Origin of the sequence: Peribacillus deserti (assembly GCF_002863585.1) — a bacterium.
GTDB classification, from domain to species: Bacteria; Bacillota; Bacilli; order Bacillales; family DSM-1321; genus Paraperibacillus; species Paraperibacillus deserti_A.
In genome coordinates this window covers 1-20,642 of record NZ_PGUY01000073.1, presented here as the reverse complement: position 1 = coordinate 20,642, position 20,642 = coordinate 1, and the positions used below count along the sequence as shown (strand labels likewise).

The window sequence follows — 20,642 nt, the reverse complement described above, 5'->3', positions numbered from 1 at the left end:
TTCTTAGGAATCTTACCGAGGACATCTAGTCATACACAGAAAAGGAGTTAACAGAGAATGTGGCAGGATATTTTAGCAACATACGCTTCAATGTTTGACGGGCATATGTGGGCAGAGGTGCTTACTTCATCAAAAGCATGGGGGTTAATCCTTTCCCTGGCTGTACTGGAATGTATTCTTTCCGCGGACAATGCGCTGGTGCTGTCTGCTTTCGTGAAGCCGCTGCCGAAGGAACAGCAAAAGAAAGCCTTAATTTATGGATTATGGGGAGCTTATGTATTCCGGTTTATCTTTATCGGACTGGGAACCTTCCTCATCAAGCTTTGGTTCATTAAACTAATCGGTGCGCTGTATCTATTATGGCTTGCGGTCAAATTTTTTATGGACAAGTTCAAAAGCACAGATGGCGGAGAAGAGGAAGAAACACATAAGCCAAAGGGCTGGCTCGTGTCCACTTTCGGCTTTTTCTGGGCTACCGTTATATCTGTCGAATTAATGGATTTAGCTTTTTCGGTAGACAGTATCCTTACAGCCCTTGCCGTATCTGAGGAAGTGTGGGTGCTCCTATTGGGCGGCATGATCGGGATATTATTGATGCGTGGAGTCGCAACCTTCTTTATCAGCTTGATGAATCGAGTGCCCGAGCTTGAAACGACAGCCTACGCACTGATCACATTCATCGCTGTCAAAATGGGTCTTACCCTCATTGGCATCCATATACCAAATGAGATATTCATCGGGATCATGATACTGGCGTTTGTCATTACTTTCATCATCCATGCAATCCGAAAGAACAGGGCTGAGAAGTTTTCACATTGATGATTGCAGTGTCTGGTTTTTGCATTGTGGTGCAGAGGCCGGCACTATTTTTTTGCGTTTTTAACAGCAGTTCGGTATGTAGGCTTTTAGGCTGATCGGGGGCATAAAAATGTGAATCAGTAATAGGGATTGGAGTAGTGGTCCAGCCCCTTTTACTATTTATCTTATTTGGAACCAGGAGCTGGCTGATCAACGCCTTTGACCCTGTGCCGGTGTCCATTGGCTTCAGTCGTATAAAAATCATAATAATGAACATGCATTCCATTCCCAACGGGTATAGCGGGACCTGAGTACGCCTTATAATGATGGGTGTGTCCATCCTCAAACACCACATAACCTTCAGTATAATGAACATGCGTACCATCCTGGGTCTGGATGGCTGGATGAGTCACATCCAGGCATTGATGGACATGACCTGCATCTACAGATGTATAATCGACAGAGCCATGATTATGGTGTGGTACAAAACCAGGAACAAACTCGTCTTTTCCGACCCGTTTCACTCGAATCACTCCTTATTATGAATTTATTCTCAGGTTAATGAATGCTCAGGTAAACAGCTGTTCCGTAAGCGGCTCAGGTTTTGCTCCAAAAGAACCAGGCGGGTAGTAACATATTAAACGGATCAGCTGGTATGTGACCGGGTATTTGGTCTATCTGTGCATAGGTTACCCCCTTTGATTTGTTACATTTCCTACTCTCAGTGTATTAAAGGTAAGGCATGTTTCATTCATAAGGAGATATAAATCAACAGATCCTTATTTGTGAGTTTGCGGGTAATTTCTCTATATGTAGAAAGTTCATTGGCATAGAAGAAAGTGGGCGACCCCGGCAGGTTTACGGAATACAAGGAGGAGACAAAGCGTGAACCAAGGTAAGCGAAGGAATTGGAATTGAACCAGTTCCTGACAAGATAGAGCAGGAGCGGGCAGTCTATCTAAACCAAATGTACGGAGTGGATGGAGTTCATCAGTTTTACATCCTTTTTTCCAAAGGCTATGTTAAAGGTCATTGTTGAATTTTGCACGATGTTGATTGGAACGGATATGCGAGACTCCTCCCGGAACGCCCCGCGGAAATCGAGTGCCTGCTAGCTGCAATCAACAGCCATGTTTAACAGAGCTTTTCCAAAAAAGAAAATGAACAATTTGTGTACAAGTTATCAAATGCGTTTAGTCAATTCAGATTAGGGTTTATAATTAATATTTGGTTTATGTAGATGGACTGGTTATGGATCTTGTTCTTGAGTCAAGTCTAATATGATTTCTTTATTACTGGCATCAAAAGCTCTGTATAACACATAGCATTGATTGTCACGAATTACATTCCCTTCGATCCATCAAGGGTATCCCGGGAATTAAAGAATCTATCGATAGTTATTAAGAAAGGTCCATATACTATACAAACCATGAACCATACATGTAGAAGCCTGAAAGGAACAAGAAGGAGAAATCTCCAGCGAGAGATCATCAGGAGAAATGAATGAACCGGCTCGGAATTGTTCATGTGAAGGTATACAAAAATTAGCCGGTCATGTAATATTTTACTATTGCTCAGGGAGCATCATCATAAAGGGGGTCAATATGGAGGTATCTTTACTATTAGAATACGGCTGGGTGTTACTTATTTTGATTGTTCTAGAAGGTTTATTATCTGCTGATAATGCATTGGTGCTGGCGATCATGTCCAAGCATCTGCCGGCCGATCAGCAAAAAAAGGCTATTAATATTGGGTTGTTACTAGCCTTCATTTTCAGGATAGGTGCCATTTTCGCCATTTCTTACCTTTTTCATGTATGGCAGATTCAGGCGATTGGTGCCGCTTATTTAATTTTCATCTCTTTAAGGCATTTACTTAAAAGAGATCATGGAGAGAAAAATAAAAAAGACAAAAGTTATCGTATGACTGTTATGCAGATTGCCTTAGCAGACATTGCATTCGCTGTGGATTCAATCTTAGCAGCAGTAGCCCTGGTTTTGGCATTGCCGGATACGCCGATGGTTGAGATTGGCGGTATGGATGGCGCCAAATTTATTGTGATTCTATTAGGCGCCATTGCCGGATTAATTGTCATTCGTTTTGCAGCAGGATTTTTTGTCAGGATATTAACAGAACGTCCAAGTATAGAAAAGGCCGCCATGCTGATCGTCGGCTGGGTCGGGGTAAAATTATTAATGCATACCCTGGCGCATCCATCTCTACATATCATTTCTCATGATTTCGTCGAAGGTCCGATCTGGAACTCCATTTTCTGGGGAGTTATGCTTCTCATCGCTATCGGTGGATGGTTTTTATCGAAGGAACATGCAGAGGAAAGCAGTAAAGCCGAATAAAATTCAGTTGCTGCACCACATTGTCAGCACGCAGGACTAAGTGGTGCAGTTTTTTTGTTCCCACTCATTCCCTCTATTTCCGCTCTGTTTATGCTGGTAGAATTGAGTTGGTGATATTATGATTCATACCCCTATAAAACCCATGCTATTGCATAAATCGAATACCCCGCCCAGTGGGGATTATATACATCAAGTAAAGCTGGACGGATTCCGCTGTATTCTTACCTCAACAGCTGAAGGCATAAAACTCCATACAAGGCATCAGAATGAATGTACCCTGCAGTTCCCGGAGTTACAGATTTCTTTACCCCCTGAAATGGTTCTTGATGGGGAAATGGTAGTCATGAGGGAGGGCAGGCCCTGCTGGGAGTCTGTGATGCGAAGGTTCCAAGCGGGTCAGAGTTCTGTAAACCAGCTGACTGAAGAACTGCCAGCTCAATTTTCCGCTTTTGATATGATCTATGTGGATGGCCAAGATGTAACATAGAAGCCATTGGAGGAGAGGTTAGCTCTGCTTGATCAGGCTGTTGCAGATTCTTCTGTCATTTCAAAAGCGAAATCATTCGAGGATGGAGAGGCACTTTTTCAGGCAGTGAAAGAAATGGAACTCGAAGGAATCGTGTCGAAACGGAAAGGCAGTGTCTACAGAACCAACACCCGAAGCCAGGACTGGCTGAAGGTGAAGAACTATAAGTTTGATACAGTGTTCATCACCGGGATCCGGAAAGACAAATTTGCCTGGTCCCTCATGAAGGATGGAAAACATGCCGGCATCTGCGAATTTGTTCCGCCTGCTGAACGATCAGCATTCCGGAAAATTGCTGAACAAATGGCAGCGGGTGAGGACCAGCAATGGATCTATCTCAAGCCGGTCATTCAATGTAAAGTTAAGTTCCAGGACTATACACGCGCCGGAATGATGCGGCATGCAAGTTTTGTAGAGTTCATGCTATAAACATATATATGGGAAACGCCGATATTTTTCGGCGTTTTTTTATTGTTTTGTAATAATAAAAGGCTGTTTTCGCAAACTTTGTTGTTATTGAACAAGGGGCTTGATTTCCACTACAGGATGCTTGCTATCCGCGGGGCGGGCGCTGAGCCACCTCGGCTTCGCCTGTGGGGTCTCACCTGATCGAAAAGCGGAGGACGGTGCTTTCAAGAAAAGATCCGTCCAAAAGCTGAATGATTTCTTTTATTAGAGGCAAGACGCTAAAAGAAAAGCAGACACCTGACCGGCATAAGACTAGCGGCAGTAAAAGGCCGATTTTGCCTTTTAATGGCGATTGCCTTATGACCGAAGGTGTCAGTCCGGAGCTGGACATACCCGCTGATCCCGCAGGAGTCTCGCACCTTACGTTCCAATCAACCTGTTTAACAATAGGATGGTTCACCGAACTATTAAAAAACAACAATCTTTTAGAAAAGAGCCTAATAAAAAGTAGGAATTAAATATACCATCTGCCACTACAGCAGGGAAAATAGGTTTTTTATCCCATTCTAAATGTATTTATTTAGGCTGTAAGCCCAATTTTACTCCTTATTTGTTTCATGTGAAATTTAACTTAGATGTTTAAATTTTCAAACTATTCAGGTTAGCACCTTTCACCCGATCCGAAACCTAAAAACCAAGGAGGATACGAAATGAAGAAGTTTTCAAAGATCATGATTCCTACAGTCATTGCATTATCGGCTGTTACATCAACGACCGCATTTGCAGACCCCCAGTCCAATCCGAACGGCCCGTACATAGAAAATGAGCAAAACATCTCACTGGCCAGCTATATGAGCAATGAAGATCTATTTAAAACTCTTCAGAAGCTGGAAGAGTCGTCAAAAGGTAAAATGAAACTGGATATCGCAGGCTATTCAAATCTGGCTCCTCATGGGTATGCTACAGAAACCGAAAAAGGGAGCCCTCTTTATGTAGCGAAGTTTGGCAGTGCCGACCCAGATAAAAAGAGAGTGCTCATAACCACTCAGATTCATGGCAATGAGCAAATCGGCACTGAGGCAGCCATCGATATGATCCAGAAGCTTTCTTCAGGCGGAAGAGAAGTCGAAGAAATATTGGATAAGGTTTCAATCTGGATTATGCCGCGGATTAATCCGGAAGGAGCAGACAATCAGTTCGAAGATAAATGGTATCCGACCCGTTATACGCATCAAACCTGGGATCCAGCAGCAATCGGCCTTCCGACAGGAACGGCTTTCCCGTGGTATTACAATGCAGATGGAAGTGAGCGTGCCCAGAACAATAACGGCCGGGTAGTGTATGGTATTCCGGGCTATGACCAAAACCGTGACTATAACCCAAATCTCGATTTCCGGGTTGAAGACCAGGACAAGACAGAAGTAGCCGCTTTCTTAAACAATAAAGCAGCCAACAACAGCAAAAATGGCGGCCTTTTCGTCACGGCAGAATCAAGGGCCGTTTCAAGTGTATTCAAAGAATTCAAGCCAGATGTATATGTAGATGTCCACCACCGCGGCTTTAATACGGTATCAGATAAAGATAACCGCTCAGTACCTGTCCAGCTGGCAGCTGTCGTAGCCACTCAATCCTACAAGGATCCTTTCAGCGGGAAAACATATGAAGTAGACGCAGATGCCCTGAAACTTGGGAAACAGGTAAACGCTCTATCTTACCTATCACTGCAGCGAGGGTTCTCACATTTTGGCGCTATCCAGAAGTATCCAGATGTGAACCTGCCGGGAACCGCTCTTGGTGCATTCGCATTGAATGACGCAGCCATCATGCTGATAGAAATCAAAGGACAAAGCCAGACACTTGGGCAAAAGCAGAGCGGGATGCTGAAGGAAACCGTAAAAGCACCTCTTTACGATGTATTCAAGGCACTGGCGGATGGAACCATTCATAACATTGATACGAAAATCTATGACGACATTCCGGAAGCTTCCAACTCAATCAGCGATCCTACTACAAGGGAAGCGGATAATGGGTTTTAATAGGAGTAACCAGGTCCTTTATGCACTTGCATAAAGGGCTTTTTACTATGACTTTTACTAGTCTTTCTTCCATAGTTTTCTTCTATCATCCGTATAAGCAGCTAACAATAAGTATAAAACTGCCAAACCTAAGCTTTAAATAGAAAAGGCAGACTTTTTATAACATAATGTTTCAAAATTGATAAACAGAATACGAGCCTTGCATTTATATTATATTATTTTATAATTGGAAGGGTTAACATGTTAGAATTTTAAAACATTTAAGTAAATAGTAAGCCAAGAAGCTTTTAAGGTGTGTGAAATCGATGATGTTAGAAGATGTATTGCTGGAAGTACAAAACGGAAATTTAAGTGTTTCAGAGGCAAAAGAGAAACTAGCAACCTATGAGAGTTTAGGTTTTGCAAATGTGGACCATCACCGAAAAAATCGTCAAGGGTTCCCAGAGGTTATTTATGGGGAGGGGAAAACAAAAGAACAGATTCTCTCCATCATAAATGCAATCAGATCAAAAGAACATGATGTATTAGTTACAAGAATATCTAAAGAGAAAGCTGATTATATCCTTCGGGAGCATCATGAATTTATTTATAATGAAATTGCACAAATTCTTTACTGGAAGAACCACACGAATGCTAAGGAAGATTATAAAGGATATATTGCCATTATTTGTGCCGGCACATCCGATCTGCGAATTGCAGAAGAAGCGGCAGTTACTGCAGAGGCTCTAGGAAGTGAGGTTCGCCGATTTTACGACGTAGGAGTTGCAGGCATTCACCGTTTATTTGATCATATAGAACAAATTCAAAGGGCGACTGTCTCCGTAGTAATAGCAGGAATGGAAGGGGCTCTTCCAAGTGTAGTTGGAGGGCTTGTATCACATCCAGTTTTAGCCGTGCCTACAAGCGTCGGATATGGTGCAAACTTTCATGGTTTGTCAGCATTGTTAACCATGTTGAATTCGTGTGCATCAGGTATTAGTGTGGTCAACATCGATAATGGATTTGGTGCTGCATATAATGCTGTACTGATTGACAATATAGCAAAAAAAGGAGTGGGCATGAAGTGAAAACGCTTTACATTGACTGTTTTTCCGGGGTAAGCGGCGATATGTTTATTGGTGCACTAATAGATGCAGGCGCAGATCCCTCTGTGTTAGAAAATGAGTTGAAGAAGCTTCATTTTGAAGATGAGTATCAACTAAACTGGAAGAAAATCGTAAAGAATGGCATTACAAGTACTAAGTTTGATGTAATTCTTGAACAAACCGAACACCAACATGCACATAAACTTCACCACGAACATGAGCATCATGAACACGATCACCATCATAATCATGAGCATACACACAATCACGGCCATGAACATCACCATACTCATGATCACCATGACGGCCCTGAACATCACCATGCTCATGATCATCATGCTGGCCCTGAACATACTCATGATCATCATGACGATCATGAACACAACCATACACATGAACTTCATCACGATCATGAGCACCATCATGCGCATGAACACCATCACGCACATGATCATCATCACCATCATGAACATAGTCATCGCTCATACAGTACGATCGTAAATATGATCGAATCATCCGAATTGGCAGATGAAGTTAAAGCTATTTCCTTGAAAATCTTCAAGAAGATTGGGGAAGCGGAAGGACATATTCACGGTGTACCATTGGAGGATGTTCATTTTCATGAAGTGGGAGCAGTTGACTCAATTATTGATATTGTAGGTGCTGCTATTCTTATTCATCAGCTGGAAATAAAACAAGTGAAATCTGCACCAGTTGTAGTAGGATCAGGAAAAATACATATCGATCATGGCATTTATCCAGTTCCAGCACCAGCCACATTAGAAGTATTAAAAGGTATACCGATTGAACAAAGTAATATTAGGTTTGAACTTACAACACCTACAGGAGCAGCAATTGTTGCAGTACTTGCAGAAGAATACTGTACAATGCCGTCAATGAAAGTGCATTCAATAGGGTATGGTGCCGGAACGAAAACCTTTAAAGACCAGCCCAATGTACTTCGTATTGTCATTGGGGAATAAGGTGAAATAATGGCTGTTTTCACAAACTTTGTTGCTATTGAACAAGAGGTTGATTTCCTCTCCAGGATGCTCGCTTTCCGCGGGGCGGGCGGTGAGCCTCCTCGGCTTTGCCTGCGGGGTCTCACCTGTCCCGCTGCTCCCGCAGGAGTCTCGCACCTTACGCTCCAATCGACCTGACTGAACAATAGGGTGCCGTAAAAAACTTTAAAAAATCAACAATCTTTTAGAAAAGAGCCAAAATAATAGACGATTCATTTTGGAGAAGACTTTATTTAATAAAACATTTTAGTATCTTTAGTACCCTTTTTTATATATAGGAGGAGAATAAAAATGGTTTCTCATCCTCATAACCATGAACATATTGACGATGAAATGATCAAGATTGAAGTTAATATCGATGATGCGCCGGGTGAATGGCTTGGTTATGTCATGGACATGCTGTTTAAAGCAGGTGCGAATGATGTATTCTATATACCTATTTTTATGAAAAAAAACCGGCCAGGGGTTATGCTTCAGCTTCTTACCTCCAAACAAAGACTTGCTGGAATGAAAGAAATCTTATTTAAAGAAACAACAACCTTAGGCATCCGCTATTATCCATTAACCGTTCATAGGCTAGAAAGAAAGTTCAGAAGTGTCGAAACCATGTGGGGAGCCGTGACAGTTAAGGAAGGATACTTTGAGGGTGAACTAGTACAAAGAGCTCCAGAGTATGAAGAGTGTAAAAAAATTGCGGAAGCAAATCAAATACCGTTAAAAAGAGTTTATGAGCAGGTTTGGGTGATCGCTAATCAGGAGTAAGAATGAAATTTTTGATAGATTAATATCTTAATTGTAAATTTGGTGTCATGACTATAGTGAATCAATAGTAGAACACATAATTTCAATAACTTCTTATATTAGTAGAAATCTGCTTTGATTTATATTTTTCCATAATACAATACATAGGTTTCTAATAGATTTAATCAAAAAATGAATAAAAATAGTGCGCGTTTTTCCCTGAATCATCCATGCGAGAAGGATAAAACATAGGAATAGGTGGAATGCAAGATGAAAGAAAAGTATGAACGATTAAAAGAAATCTTAACAGAGATGGAAAATGTAGTTGTTGCTTTTTCTGGCGGTGTGGATAGTACTTTTCTATTAAAAGTTGCGGTGGATGTTCTGGGGAAGGAAAATGTCCTGGCTGTTACAGCAGATTCGGAAACCTATCCGTCCAGTGAGTTAGAAGAAGCCAAGGAACTGGCTGAACTGATTGGTGCAACGCACCTTATCATTGAAACCTCAGAATTGAGTATACCAGGATATACCGAAAATGATCGAAATCGATGTTATTTCTGTAAAAATGGGCTATTCGAAGAGATAGTTCCCATTATGCATCAAGAGGGTTTCAACAATGTGGTATATGGCCTAATCGCTGATGATATGAGTGAACACCGCCCTGGAGTTCGTGCTGCAAAAGAACATGGTGTTCGCGGTCCGCTTCAAGAGGCTAATCTATTTAAAGAAGAAATTCGTGAACTCTCGAAACAATTCAACTTGCCTACTTGGGAAAAGCCATCTTTTGCCTGTTTATCTTCTCGTATTGCCTATGGGGAAAAAATAACCCAAGAAAAATTAACAAAGGTTGAGAAGTCTGAGGCATATATTAAAGCATTAGGAATCAGACAAGTGCGGGTCCGGACACATCATGATATTGCGCGCATTGAAGTAGAACCCAAAGATATGGAACTCGTACTGTCAAACCATCATTCTATTTTAGAAAACCTTCAACGATTTGGATATAAATATGTCACTCTGGATCTGCAAGGGTATGTAAGCGGAAGTATGAATAAAGCGTTAACAGCCTTAACTAAAATATAAGAGGCGGACGCCGGAGCAAGGAAGACTGTTGTGACAGGCGTGAATATGGATGATGTATCTACATTTCTTATAAATTCAATATTTGAAGGTCTCCAGGAATGGGAGAATGAATTTCCTCCTAGTTGGAGATATTTGGAGGTACCGTGATGAGTATAAGCTTTTTATCCGTTTTGGCATTAGGATTTGTATTAGGAATCAAGCATGCAATCGAACCAGATCATGTGATAGCTGTCTCTACAATAGCCAGTCAAAGTAAAAAGCTGATCCGCTCTTCGCTTGCAGGAGTGTTTTGGGGAATCGGTCATACAGCAACATTATTTATCGTTGGAATCATCTTGCTGTTAATGAAAGGTGAAATACCGGAGAAGTGGTCAATGTCACTTGAATTCCTGGTAGGGATTATGCTGGTTGTTCTTGGAATATCAACGATACGTTCATTAAAAAAGAAGCACAATCCTCATCATGCCCACAATAAGGAATCAATGAATTCCGGGTATTCTGTATCCTATTTAAAATCAATGGTAATCGGCCTTGTACATGGACTCGCTGGAAGCGGTGCCATGGTGCTATTAACCATGAGTACCGTTGACAGTGTATTAGAATCAGTCATTTATATCTTGATTTTTGGCTGTGGAACCGTGCTTGGAATGCTTTTCTTTACAACCATCCTAGGCATCCCGTTTGTTTTCAGCAGCAAAAAATTCAAGCTGAATCATACACTTACACAAATTACTGGAGTGATTAGTTTAGTATTTGGTATCTACTATATGTATAACTTAGGGGTTTCAGAAGGATTATTTAACATGTGGCTGCAATAATAGAAAAGGGAACTGATCCTTATGGGACAGTTCCCTTTCTTATTGCTAGAAAAGTATTCTTATAGCTTACAAGCAAAAAATGATTGGGGTTTACTAGAGGATATCACTTTGCAGTCTCTTAACGGACCAAAGAGCGAGCTGTAATCTTATTGCATCTTTAAATTTTCTGGGGTCGTACCCTGTATCATTTTCAATTTTGGTTAACCGGTAGATGAGTGTGTTACGGTGGAGGTATAATTCATCAGCGGTCTGCTGAATATTTAGATTGTTATGAAAAAAGGCTTCCAACGTGTCCGCATATTTAATCAACGTTTTGTTCATCATCCTATTGGTGAATCTCTCCAGCCATCCACGATCTATATTATAAATTAATGCCTTTGGTTCTACCTCGGCGAATGAGACGAAATCCTCATCCTTCTTACTGATTTGAAGGGCAAGATCACACTCCATGTAGGATTGGTTGAACATACTCGTTGATGTGAATGGAATGCTGAATGCAAGTTGAAACTTTACCTTCAGCTTTTTCAATTCATCATATACGTTTCGCAGTTTTCTGTCTGTCTCTTGCTGAGTTAAACCAGAAAAGGCGATAAATATTCGGTTAATATTGATAAAGCCTGCAAGAGCATGTTTCTCCCCTATGATCTCTTCTATTTTGCTGGTTAATTGTTGATTTGTGATCGTGCGATCAGTCATTTGGATCAAAGCGGTCGTGAATGGAGCCAAAAGATTCTTGCCTATTAGGTGAAGCATACGATCAATATTGGTGTAGTCAGGAGAACTTTTCAACAATTCTTCAATAATCATAACTTTTGTGAGCTGTTTCCATTCCAGCTGAGAAGTGATAAATTTCTCCCTAATCATCAGCTCCGTAATCATTTTAACGATGCCGCCAAACTCCATTAAGTCTTCTGGATTTCCCGTAATGCCAATAACTCCCACAATTTTATGTTGAAATTCGATTGGCAGGTTGATACCGGGATGAGAACCTCGCCAAATCCCTTCTTCATCAAACCGAATAATAAGTGTTTCACCGGTTTTAAGAACCTCAAGTGCTCCCTCATGAATGTCATCTATTCTTAACGGATCACCAGAGGCAATAATAATGCCTTTTTCATCCATGATATTAATATTTCGATTTAGGCGCTGTGTAGTTTCCAATACAATGGTTTGTGCAATTTCTCTGGATAACATCCTTTTCCTCCAAAATTGGTCGTACCATACGAAAATTCTGAATAATTCGCCGATATTTTTATATGGTACGTACGATGTTTTCTATTATTGAGCATAGTATAATGAAAATCATCAATAATGTAAACGTTTTCTGCGAGGAGGGATTAAATGAAGATAGTCATAGCCCCTGATTCGTTTAAGGGGAGTTTAAGTGCACCTGATGCCGCAAAGGCGATTGAAAGAGGGGCAAAAAGGGCATTTCCTGAAGCCGATACTATTTGCATCCCAGCTGCAGATGGAGGAGAAGGTACATTAGATACTTTAGTAGCAGCTACTAATGGACAAAAAATTCCCGTCTCTGTCACTGGACCTCTTGGAGAAAAGGTGAAAGCTGAATATGGAATATTAGGTGATGGCAAAACATGCGTTATTGAAATGGCGAAGGCTTCTGGGATACCGCTCATTCCCCGGGAAAAATTAGATCCCTTAAAAGCCACTACCTTTGGTACAGGGGAACTAATCAAAGAAGCTTTGGATGATGGATTTACTACATTTATTCTGGCGCTTGGCGGGTCAGCTACAAATGATGGTGGTGCAGGTATGCTTCAGGCACTAGGATTATCGTTATTAGACGATAATGGTGCTGAAATTTCCCTAGGTGGTGCCGAGCTTGCCCATATTTGTTCCGTCGATTTAAGCAAGCTTGACGATAGAATAAACAAATGTCAGTTTCTGATTGCTTCTGATGTAGAAAATCCACTAATTGGTCCAAGCGGCGCATCCTTTGTGTTTGGTCCCCAAAAGGGAGCGACTAACGAAATGGTCAAGAGACTGGATGCATGCCTCACTCATTGGGCGGATGAAGTGGAGAAGGTAACGGGTGTACACCTTCATGACCGTCCGGGAGCAGGAGCAGCAGGTGGAATTGGCGGAGCATTTCAAGCTTTTTTCCCGTCTGTTATGAGACGGGGAATCGATGTGATTATCGAATATACTGGCTTTCAAACAGCTCTAGAGGAAGCAGATCTTGTTATTACAGGAGAAGGACAAGTAGATTTTCAAACAGCATCAGGAAAGACTCCTATGGGAATTGCACAGCAGGCACAAGTTAAGAATGTTCCAACAGTGATTCTTGCTGGATCAGTAGGAGAAGGTATCGAAGCGCTTTATCAGCATGGGGTTGTAAGCGTTACCAGTATTATAAACAAGCCCATGGATTTAGAAGAAGCCATTGAAAATGCGGGTGAATTGCTGGAAAAGGCAGCCGAGCAAGTTGTTCGTTCCTTTTTTTATCAACCAAAAAAAGGACAACTTCTAAGTTTATCAAATTGCTAGAATTATAAAGAGGAGAAAAAACGATATGAAAATAAAAGCTACAATGGATAAAATTCCTGGTTCAATGATGTTATTTCCACTTCTCATCGGTGCGACACTTAATACGTTATTTCCTGAAACGCCAACATTCTTTGGATCGTTCACTGGCGCACTTTGGACAGGTGCGATGCCAATTTTAGCTGTTTTCTTTTTCTGCATGGGTTCAACATTAAGCTTCAGAGCTACTCCTTATATCTTAAAAAAGGGTGGAGCATTATTAATAACAAAAGTTGGAATAGCGGCAATTGTCGGCATTATTGCTACACAGTTTATTGGGAATGACATGATTCTTGGGGGATTGTCTGTGCTGGCCATTGTTGCGGCCATGAACGATACGAATGGCGGTATGTACATGGCTTTAATGGGTCAATTTGGGAAGCCTGAGGATGCTGGCGCATACTCTATCATGTCTCTTGAATCTGGTCCCTTTCTTACAATGGTTACATTAGGGGCAGCTGGTCTTGCTGGTTTCCCTTGGCAGGCAATGGTTGGAGCCATTCTTCCTTTAGTTTTAGGAATGATTTTAGGTAACTTAGATAAAGATCTCCGTGACTTTTTGGCGAAAGCGCCTCCAGTACTTATTCCTTTCTTTGCTTTTGGTTTAGGATGTGGACTAGATTTCACAAAGGTTGCCGCTTCAGGTTTAACAGGTATCCTTTTAGGAGTTTTTGTGGTGGTCGTTTCTGGCGCAGCATTATTCCTTGTAGACCGATTGACAGGTGGAAATGGCATTGCAGGATTATCTGCAGCAACTACTGCTGGCAACGCTGCTGGGGTTCCGGCTGCTGTTGCAGCTGCAAATCCGGCTTATGCGGCAGTTGCAGGAAATGCAACCATAATGGTTGCAACAAGTGTTATTGTAACAGCCATTTTATGTCCAATCGTAGTATCCTGGTATGCTAACAGACTGCAGAAAAAAGAGAAACCACTCCTGAAGCAGCAGGAGGCAACGTTATAATTCCCGAAATCCCTTGGGGTTACTCCCGAGGGATTGTTCCTCTTTAATGGATAGAAAAATTGTATAATACGTTTATACCGGCAGCTATGAAACATTACATACTAAATGAATGAAAGTGAGTGATTGAAATGAAAACACAACTATTATACGGAAAAAATGGACTTGAAGTGGAAGTGCCTGATCACGCTTTTATTGTGGAGCCAAAGGATTTGCCAGGATTAGACGAGGATTTGGAAGAGCTGAAACAGGCATTGAGAAATCCAATCGGTACTCCTCCTTTAAGAGAAATGGTAAAAGCAACAGATAAAGTAGCCATTGCTATTAGTGATATCACGAGACCAACACCTAATCATAAATTGGTTCCTGTACTAATCGAAGAGCTGAATCATGTTCCGATTGAAAATTTTGTCATTATTAACGGAACGGGCACCCATCGAGACCAAACAAGGGAAGAATTCGTGCAAATGCTTGGCGAATGGGTCGTTGATAATGTAAGAATCATTAACAACCAATGCCAAAATAAAGAGACACTCGTGAATATCGGAAGAAGTAAATTTGGCTGTGATGTCTATTTAAATAAAGAATATGTGGAAGCTGATTTTAAAATTGTAACTGGTTTTATTGAACCGCATTTCTTTGCAGGATTTTCTGGCGGTCCAAAAGGAATTATGCCGGGAATCGCAGGCTTAGAAACCATCATGACCTTCCATAATGCAAGAATGATTGGTGATGCACGTTCTACGTGGGGAAATATGCAGGACAACCCTGTACAAGACATGACACGTGAAATTAATAGCATGTGTAAAGCGAATTTCATGCTGAATGTTACCTTAAATAAGGAAAAGGAAATCACATCTGTATTTGCTGGTGAACTATTTGAAGCCCACGACAGAGGATGTGAATTTGTGAAAGAACACGCCATGATCAAATGTGAAGATCGATTTGATGTGGTGATCACTTCTAATTCCGGTTACCCGCTTGACCAAAACCTGTATCAAACTGTGAAAGGAATGAGTGCAGCACATAAAATCGTAAAAGAGGGCGGTACCATTATTATTGCATCTGAATGCTCAGATGGCCTGCCGAATCATGGGAACTACTCGAAAATATTTGAATTCGCGGATAGCCCGCAGGCACTGTTGGATTTAATTAATGATCCCAATTTTAAAATGTTCGATCAGTGGCAGGTTCAGAAACAAGCAGTAACCCAAGTCTGGGCTGATGTGTATGTATATTCCACACTAAAAGATGAACAAGTTGAAAGTGCCATGCTGAAACCTACCCACAATATTGAACAAACATTAGTGGAATTGAAACAAAAATACGGGGAAGACATGTCAATCGCCGTATTACCATTAGGACCACTGACCATTCCTTATGTCGATGAAAAAGTGCCAGTGGCAGGCAAGTAGGAAGCGTGGAAACGGTTCTTGTGCTTCGTTTTGGATACGAAGCGCAAGGACCGTTCTTTGTTTCCGGGAATAGGGATGTCATCTGCAAAAAAAGTGTGGAAGGGGTTTAAAATTCCATAACGCCGCAGCGTTTTACCTGAATCATTCAATCTACAGAAGCTTTCACCAATTCAGAAGTCCAAGGATACCCAAACCCTCTTACTGTTTCCGCTTCCTTTTATCACCAGCATAAGCATAAGCAGCTGACAATAAGCATAACTCCCTTTCTGTAAGCATAAATGGCATAAGATAAGCATAGCCGGAGAGCAGATAAGCATAAATCATTGAAATCTAATCATAAAGCCCCCAAACCTAAGCATAAACCATGGAAACATAAGCATATACCTCCTAAACCTAATCATAAGCTTGTCACCAGTCTTTAAAACCCACAGAAATCAAACCAAAAGTACGTCATCTAGTAGAGAAGCACTGTTTCCAGACTGATTTTTTCGGCAGATAAATAGATTTTTATCCGAAAAGAGAAGAATATTTTACCAGTATGATAGCGTTTCCTACATGTGATATTCTGAAGGAGGAATAACATTCCAGACTTTTTAAAAATACACAATTAAGGGGAATCCATACAGTCATGACGATTAAAAAAGGACTTACTGCTTCGGTTCTTGCAACCACTTTACTATTTTCAGGAGCGGCAGCCTTACCAGCTTCAATAACCGCTTCTGCTGCTGTTCAGGTTTCAAAATACCAGACAGAGTTAAACACATTTGCTTCCCACTATGCAAAAATATTCCGGACTGTAGAAGCCTACACTAAACAATTGGATGCGGCAAAGACTGAAGAACAGGCAATCAACATTCATGATAAATACATGACATATTTCAGTTCTGCCCTTGATGAAGATGCGAAGTTCGTCAAGTACAATCCAGAGATCCAGCAGCTTGATGAATATATTTATAACAGTTTAGTAGAAATGTTTAATTTTGAATTATATACGATTCATTATTTGAATGGAGAACTGTCCAAAGCTGCTTATGATAAAGAGTATAAGAGCATGACTAAATATGTGGATTCACAGGATGCCCTCTTCAAGAAAGCAGCAGCTGCCTATAAGACCAAACATAAAATTACGTTCAGTAATGACATGCTGTATCTATTAGATGCGGAACAGAGTGAAACGGTTAAGACTGCCGTTTATACGGTAAAAAAGGGAGACAATCTCTACCGGATTGCCATTAAGTATAAGACAACGGTTGCGGCTCTTAAGAAGCTTAATAACTTAAAGAGTGAATCTCTTAAAATAGGACAAAAATTAAAGGTACCTGCAGCAGCAAGCAGTACGGTAAAATCTTCGACCTATACCGTTAAAAAGGGCGATACCTTATACCGCATCAGCAAGACCGTAAATGTTTCTGTTTCAGACCTTAAGAAACTCAACAATATGAAAAGCGACAGAATTTATGTTGGACAGGTATTAAAGATAAAGAAGTAGAATGAAAAACTCGTAAAAAATCCCTGCGTTATAGGTATACGGCAGGGATTTTTTACGTCCTTCCATGAAAGGGAAAGGGGGGAAGTGCAGGTTTCATGTCCATTATCATCCCGAGTTAATTGTAAGACTTCCATATAAAACACCCAGGCACAGACTATTCGAACGAAAGTTTTCTTTGCAGTATGAATTTCCGCTGTTTATATTGCAACAGACACAATAAAAGTTGATTATTTTTCCATATTCTTTTTCATCACTTCTGCCATTTGACTGGAATCGTAATGTCCTTCCTTTTCTAAGCGATCCACGATGTTAAGGTAATCGGTTTCATTTCGATTTTGGCTTAATTTATAGGCTGCTTGGATCTCTTGTACTTTAATCTTAAATCCAACAATGCCTTTTAGTTCTTTTTCCAGAAGCTTAGGAGACAGCTTTTCCCATAATACAGGATTTTCACGATGATTTTCGTATTTTTGCAGCAGCAAGGTAAGGTCTTGTTTTAGTTCTTGTTCATTCAACAAGCTGGCTGTCCCATAAATATGTACAGACTGATAATTCCATGTGGGTACATTTTCATGTTCATACCAAGATGATGAAATGTATGCATGTGGTCCCTGGTAAATAACCAATACATTCTCACTGGTTTCTAATGTCTTCCATAGAGGGTTCCCATATGCCAAGTGTCCGGTTATGTAATAATCTTCTCCTTGCTGATTAAACAAAAGAGGTACATGTGCAGCGATTGGCTTGCCTTGTACTGTGGTTACAATCGTTCCAAAGGAATTTGTTTGAACGAATTCCGTTATTTCATTAATATCTGTTACTTTATAATATTTGGGAATATACACAGCTGTTCTCCTTCCTTCAATTACATGATATTTTACCGATTGATGATCGACTCTTCCGACTCTTCTTCGGTTCAACTGCCGCAGCAGCTAAAAAAGTCTATTGAAAACAATTAATAACTACTAATAAAATCCAGCAATAATAACATATAAAAAACAGTTACGTTACCAATTCCGCCGTTGATTCGAATAATTCCGCCTTAACCGCGTCAGTCATGACATCATCCACTGCTTTAACATATCTTATATATGCTTTTTTGAAGATGGATATTCCAGAAGGTGGACGGTTTAAAAATTTATTAGTAGCCATTTCTCTAATAATGTTCTGTTTAAACCGGTAGACTCTGATTGGGATCATTAGTGTTGTGGCCTTGCAAATACGCAGGGAAGGTGACTAAAAACTCTGCGCCTTTACCGATCTCACTAGTAATTTTTACGGTGCCTTTTAACTCACGGATAATACTAAAAGAGACCATAAGGCCGAGACCGGTTCCTTTCTTACCTTTAGTGGAGTAATATGGCTCTCCTAATCGCTTCACCTGGTCAGCTGACATACCAATTCCTGTATCAGTTACACTGATATGGACTTCCTTATTCTTAACCTCTGTGTAAAGGGTGAGAATGCCCCCATTTGGCATCGCTTCAATACAATTTTTCAAAATGTTAAGGAAACACTGCCGAAAACGGATTTTATCTCCCAGCAAAAAACATGCATCATGATTAACAGTTACAACCTCGACTGAATTCATGTTAGCCAGTGGCTGCAGCGTTTTTATAATCGACTGAAGTTCTGTACCTGCGTTGAATGTTTCCACAGTGCTCATAGAGGGCTGGGCAAACGTTAAATAATTTTTAATAACATGCTCAGCCTCGTTTAATTCAGTTAAAGCAATATCAATATATCCCTTTGTTGTTTTCTGGAGGTTTGGATCTTCTGCTGCAAGCTGTAAAAAACCCTGCACTGCAGTCAGAGGATTACGGACTTCATGAGAAATAGCTGCACTCATATGACTGGCTAATTCGATTTTTTGTGCCTGCACCATCTGCTCGCGGAAGAACACATTTTGTTTCATTTCTTCCAATAAAAAAGAAATCATACATATCCCAATACATTGAATAGAGAGGGTAACCAGTACCACCTTAAGTTCACTTATGGAGTGACCTGTAAACAATAAGCCGGTAAAGATTATGAATCCGGTAAAAGCAGCAATAATTAGCGAGATGGAAAGACGTTTTTTAGAAGATTGTCTTAGGAACCAAGGATGAGCATACTTCAAAAAAATTCCTAAAGAGACATAGATGGATAATACGGTCCAAAAACTATTGTCAGTACCATAAAGCAGTACTCTTATTAGAATAGATGCAAAAGTCAATAATAGGCCAAATCCAAAGTAAAGCCCGCCGATTATAATAGGAATCAGCCGTAAATCTATCATTACTCCATAGCGGGGAGTGGAGAAGGAAAGGCATACTAAAAGGGCTAGTAAAAGTCCGATCATACTGAGGACACGCGGCACAGGCTCTTTATTGTAACGTTCAGCCCAAAGATTAAAGATAAACATCAAAAGAATGAGGAGTGAAAGATTGAAACATAAATCTTTTACGAGAGCCACGATAACCACCGTCCAAAACTATAAATTATATATAGTGTATTACTTTGCAGACATTTCGACAATCAGGCTTTCAAAAAAATTTAGAAAGATTCCTAGATAAATGGTACATAGAATCCGAGTTGGAGAATGGGATCCGCGAGATAAACTTGCCATGTGCATGATTTTTTGCACATTTTCTATCAAATTTGCTCACAATAATGATCTATTCTCGTAAGTTAAGAATGTTAAACCCTTGCTTCGGGCAGCTTCTATCTAAAAAAGGCTGTACATTAGAAAGTTTGTTCACACCTTTTTTTACGCCTGCATTTACTCATACAAAAAAGGTGGGGGTCATTATAATGGAAGAAATCGTTTCTATTGGTGCAACTTGTAGGGTTAGGATAAGGGGAAGATTTTTTCTCTTAGTAGAAATTGAGGTAGAAGCAGGCAGCGTAGAAATCGAGGGATTTGTGTTTAGAGAATTATCAGAAGCTGAGGCTTGGACATTGAGTAGAGCAGGCATTCCACGTTGTCAGATTAGTAGAGCTATCCCTCGATCCAATGATACAGAAGCAGAGCTTATTTGTATTTTCATTGTGGATGGACAGGCATTTGCTGCCTTTGATGTAGAGGATGATACCGATGAGGCAGTTCTGTTCAGAATCAGACTCAGGGAAGCACTAAGGTTAATCACTAGCGGACGAGAAAGGCTCTGCCCAATCATCAGAAGGCATCACTGATACAATAGATCTGTTTTATAAGAAGGCTGTTTTCGCAAACTTTGTTGTTATTGAACATGGGGGGTGATTGGAACGTGAGGATGCTCGCTTTCCGCGGGGCGGGCGCTGAGCCTCCTCGGCTTCGCCTGTGGGGTCTCACCTGATCGAAAAGCGGAGGACGGTGCTTTTCAAGAAAAGATCCATCCAAAAGC

General features: G+C 40.7%; 17 protein-coding genes and 1 pseudogene. 14 read left to right on the top strand and 4 right to left on the bottom strand.

The genetic code is table 11. The annotated features are described in order from the left end of the window. Window positions 1-57: 57 nt before the first annotated feature. Window positions 58-819 (top strand): TerC family protein, encoded by a 762-nt coding sequence (locus tag CUU66_RS21410; RefSeq protein ID WP_101645426.1) that lies wholly within the window; start codon window positions 58-60, stop codon window positions 817-819. 164 nt (window positions 820-983) lie between these two features. Here CUU66_RS21410 and CUU66_RS21405 read toward each other — a convergent pair whose 3' ends face one another. After that, a complete protein-coding gene (locus CUU66_RS21405) occupies window positions 984-1,322 on the bottom strand; it encodes a YmaF family protein (RefSeq protein ID WP_101645425.1) in 339 nt (112 codons plus the stop codon). A 1,080-nt stretch (window positions 1,323-2,402) separates the two neighbouring features. Here CUU66_RS21405 and CUU66_RS21400 point away from each other — a divergent pair. The 8 genes and pseudogenes from CUU66_RS21400 (at window position 2,403) to CUU66_RS21355 (ending at window position 10,871) form a co-directional block, all read left to right on the top strand. Continuing rightward, on the top strand, window positions 2,403-3,152 hold the full coding sequence (locus CUU66_RS21400) for a TerC family protein (protein ID WP_101645424.1): 750 nt from the start codon (window positions 2,403-2,405) through the stop codon (window positions 3,150-3,152). A 118-nt stretch (window positions 3,153-3,270) separates the two neighbouring features. Further along, window positions 3,271-4,107 (top strand): annotated as a pseudogene (locus tag CUU66_RS25115) (ATP-dependent DNA ligase). A gap of 689 nt (window positions 4,108-4,796) precedes the next feature. Further along, window positions 4,797-6,122 carry a M14 family zinc carboxypeptidase gene (locus CUU66_RS21385; RefSeq protein ID WP_101645421.1) on the top strand — a complete coding sequence of 442 codons (1,326 nt, stop codon included), beginning with the start codon at window positions 4,797-4,799 and terminating at the stop codon, window positions 6,120-6,122. Window positions 6,123-6,430: 308 nt separating this feature from the next. After that, window positions 6,431-7,189, top strand: a complete 759-nt coding sequence (gene larB / locus CUU66_RS21380; RefSeq protein ID WP_101645449.1) for a nickel pincer cofactor biosynthesis protein LarB — start codon at window positions 6,431-6,433, stop codon at window positions 7,187-7,189. Beyond that, a complete protein-coding gene (locus CUU66_RS21375) occupies window positions 7,186-8,190 on the top strand; it encodes a LarC family nickel insertion protein (protein WP_101645420.1) in 1,005 nt (334 codons plus the stop codon). The genes larB and CUU66_RS21375 overlap by 4 nt, the downstream gene beginning before the upstream one ends. A gap of 330 nt (window positions 8,191-8,520) precedes the next feature. Further along, window positions 8,521-8,991 (top strand): nickel insertion protein, encoded by a 471-nt coding sequence (gene larC, locus CUU66_RS21365; RefSeq protein ID WP_101645418.1) that lies wholly within the window; start codon window positions 8,521-8,523, stop codon window positions 8,989-8,991. 249 nt (window positions 8,992-9,240) lie between these two features. After that, window positions 9,241-10,053 (top strand): ATP-dependent sacrificial sulfur transferase LarE, encoded by an 813-nt coding sequence (gene larE, locus CUU66_RS21360; RefSeq protein WP_101645417.1) that lies wholly within the window; start codon window positions 9,241-9,243, stop codon window positions 10,051-10,053. Between the two features lie 146 nt (window positions 10,054-10,199). Continuing rightward, entirely contained in the window at window positions 10,200-10,871 is a 672-nt protein-coding gene (locus CUU66_RS21355) for a LysE family transporter (protein ID WP_101645416.1), read from the top strand. Between the two features lie 93 nt (window positions 10,872-10,964). Here the strand turns inward: CUU66_RS21355 and CUU66_RS21350 are convergent, their stop codons facing one another. Next, a complete protein-coding gene (locus CUU66_RS21350; protein ID WP_101645415.1) occupies window positions 10,965-12,065 on the bottom strand; it encodes a CdaR family transcriptional regulator in 1,101 nt (366 codons plus the stop codon). Window positions 12,066-12,212: 147 nt separating this feature from the next. Here CUU66_RS21350 and CUU66_RS21345 point away from each other — a divergent pair, with 147 nt between their 5' ends. The 4 genes from CUU66_RS21345 to CUU66_RS21330 all read left to right on the top strand — a co-directional run bounded on the left by CUU66_RS21345 (window position 12,213) and on the right by CUU66_RS21330 (window position 17,277). Further along, window positions 12,213-13,379, top strand: coding sequence for a glycerate kinase (locus CUU66_RS21345; RefSeq protein WP_101645414.1), 1,167 nt, complete (start codon window positions 12,213-12,215; stop codon window positions 13,377-13,379). Window positions 13,380-13,404: 25 nt separating this feature from the next. Further along, window positions 13,405-14,376, top strand: coding sequence for a 2-keto-3-deoxygluconate permease (locus CUU66_RS21340; protein WP_101645413.1), 972 nt, complete (start codon window positions 13,405-13,407; stop codon window positions 14,374-14,376). Window positions 14,377-14,504: 128 nt separating this feature from the next. Next, window positions 14,505-15,788: a nickel-dependent lactate racemase gene (gene larA, locus CUU66_RS21335; RefSeq protein ID WP_101645412.1), complete on the top strand. Its 1,284-nt coding sequence runs from the start codon at window positions 14,505-14,507 to the stop codon at window positions 15,786-15,788. 628 nt (window positions 15,789-16,416) lie between these two features. Beyond that, a complete protein-coding gene (locus CUU66_RS21330) occupies window positions 16,417-17,277 on the top strand; it encodes a LysM peptidoglycan-binding domain-containing protein (RefSeq protein ID WP_101645411.1) in 861 nt (286 codons plus the stop codon). Between the two features lie 227 nt (window positions 17,278-17,504). Here CUU66_RS21330 and CUU66_RS21325 read toward each other — a convergent pair whose 3' ends face one another. Together CUU66_RS21325 and CUU66_RS21320 are read right to left on the bottom strand one after the other, a co-directional pair. Continuing rightward, window positions 17,505-18,122, bottom strand: a complete 618-nt coding sequence (locus CUU66_RS21325; RefSeq protein WP_101645410.1) for an FMN-binding negative transcriptional regulator — start codon at window positions 18,120-18,122, stop codon at window positions 17,505-17,507. A 326-nt stretch (window positions 18,123-18,448) separates the two neighbouring features. Further along, the gene (locus tag CUU66_RS21320; protein WP_101645409.1) at window positions 18,449-19,732 is read right to left on the bottom strand and encodes a sensor histidine kinase; all 1,284 of its coding nucleotides are present in this window, start codon (window positions 19,730-19,732) and stop codon (window positions 18,449-18,451) included. A 338-nt stretch (window positions 19,733-20,070) separates the two neighbouring features. Here CUU66_RS21320 and CUU66_RS21315 point away from each other — a divergent pair, with 338 nt between their 5' ends. Further along, the gene (locus CUU66_RS21315; protein WP_101645408.1) at window positions 20,071-20,451 is read left to right on the top strand and encodes a hypothetical protein; all 381 of its coding nucleotides are present in this window, start codon (window positions 20,071-20,073) and stop codon (window positions 20,449-20,451) included. Window positions 20,452-20,642 lie beyond the last annotated feature (191 nt).

What these genes read in the sequence shown, in the direction of transcription:
- larA (WP_101645412.1), top strand. Translation starts at nt 14,505, where the DNA reads ATGAAAACACAACTATTATACGGAAAAAATGGACTTGAAGTGGAAGTG.
- CUU66_RS21410 (WP_101645426.1), top strand. Translation starts at nt 58, where the DNA reads ATGTGGCAGGATATTTTAGCAACATACGCTTCAATGTTTGACGGGCAT.
- larB (WP_101645449.1), top strand. Translation starts at nt 6,431, where the DNA reads ATGTTAGAAGATGTATTGCTGGAAGTACAAAACGGAAATTTAAGTGTT.
- larE (WP_101645417.1), top strand. Translation starts at nt 9,241, where the DNA reads ATGAAAGAAAAGTATGAACGATTAAAAGAAATCTTAACAGAGATGGAA.
- CUU66_RS21385 (WP_101645421.1), top strand. Translation starts at nt 4,797, where the DNA reads ATGAAGAAGTTTTCAAAGATCATGATTCCTACAGTCATTGCATTATCG.
- CUU66_RS21350 (WP_101645415.1), bottom strand. Translation starts at nt 12,065, where the DNA reads ATGTTATCCAGAGAAATTGCACAAACCATTGTATTGGAAACTACACAG.
- CUU66_RS21345 (WP_101645414.1), top strand. Translation starts at nt 12,213, where the DNA reads ATGAAGATAGTCATAGCCCCTGATTCGTTTAAGGGGAGTTTAAGTGCA.
- CUU66_RS21315 (WP_101645408.1), top strand. Translation starts at nt 20,071, where the DNA reads ATGGAAGAAATCGTTTCTATTGGTGCAACTTGTAGGGTTAGGATAAGG.
- CUU66_RS21355 (WP_101645416.1), top strand. Translation starts at nt 10,200, where the DNA reads ATGAGTATAAGCTTTTTATCCGTTTTGGCATTAGGATTTGTATTAGGA.
- CUU66_RS21340 (WP_101645413.1), top strand. Translation starts at nt 13,405, where the DNA reads ATGAAAATAAAAGCTACAATGGATAAAATTCCTGGTTCAATGATGTTA.
- CUU66_RS21400 (WP_101645424.1), top strand. Translation starts at nt 2,403, where the DNA reads ATGGAGGTATCTTTACTATTAGAATACGGCTGGGTGTTACTTATTTTG.
- larC (WP_101645418.1), top strand. Translation starts at nt 8,521, where the DNA reads ATGGTTTCTCATCCTCATAACCATGAACATATTGACGATGAAATGATC.
- CUU66_RS21330 (WP_101645411.1), top strand. Translation starts at nt 16,417, where the DNA reads ATGACGATTAAAAAAGGACTTACTGCTTCGGTTCTTGCAACCACTTTA.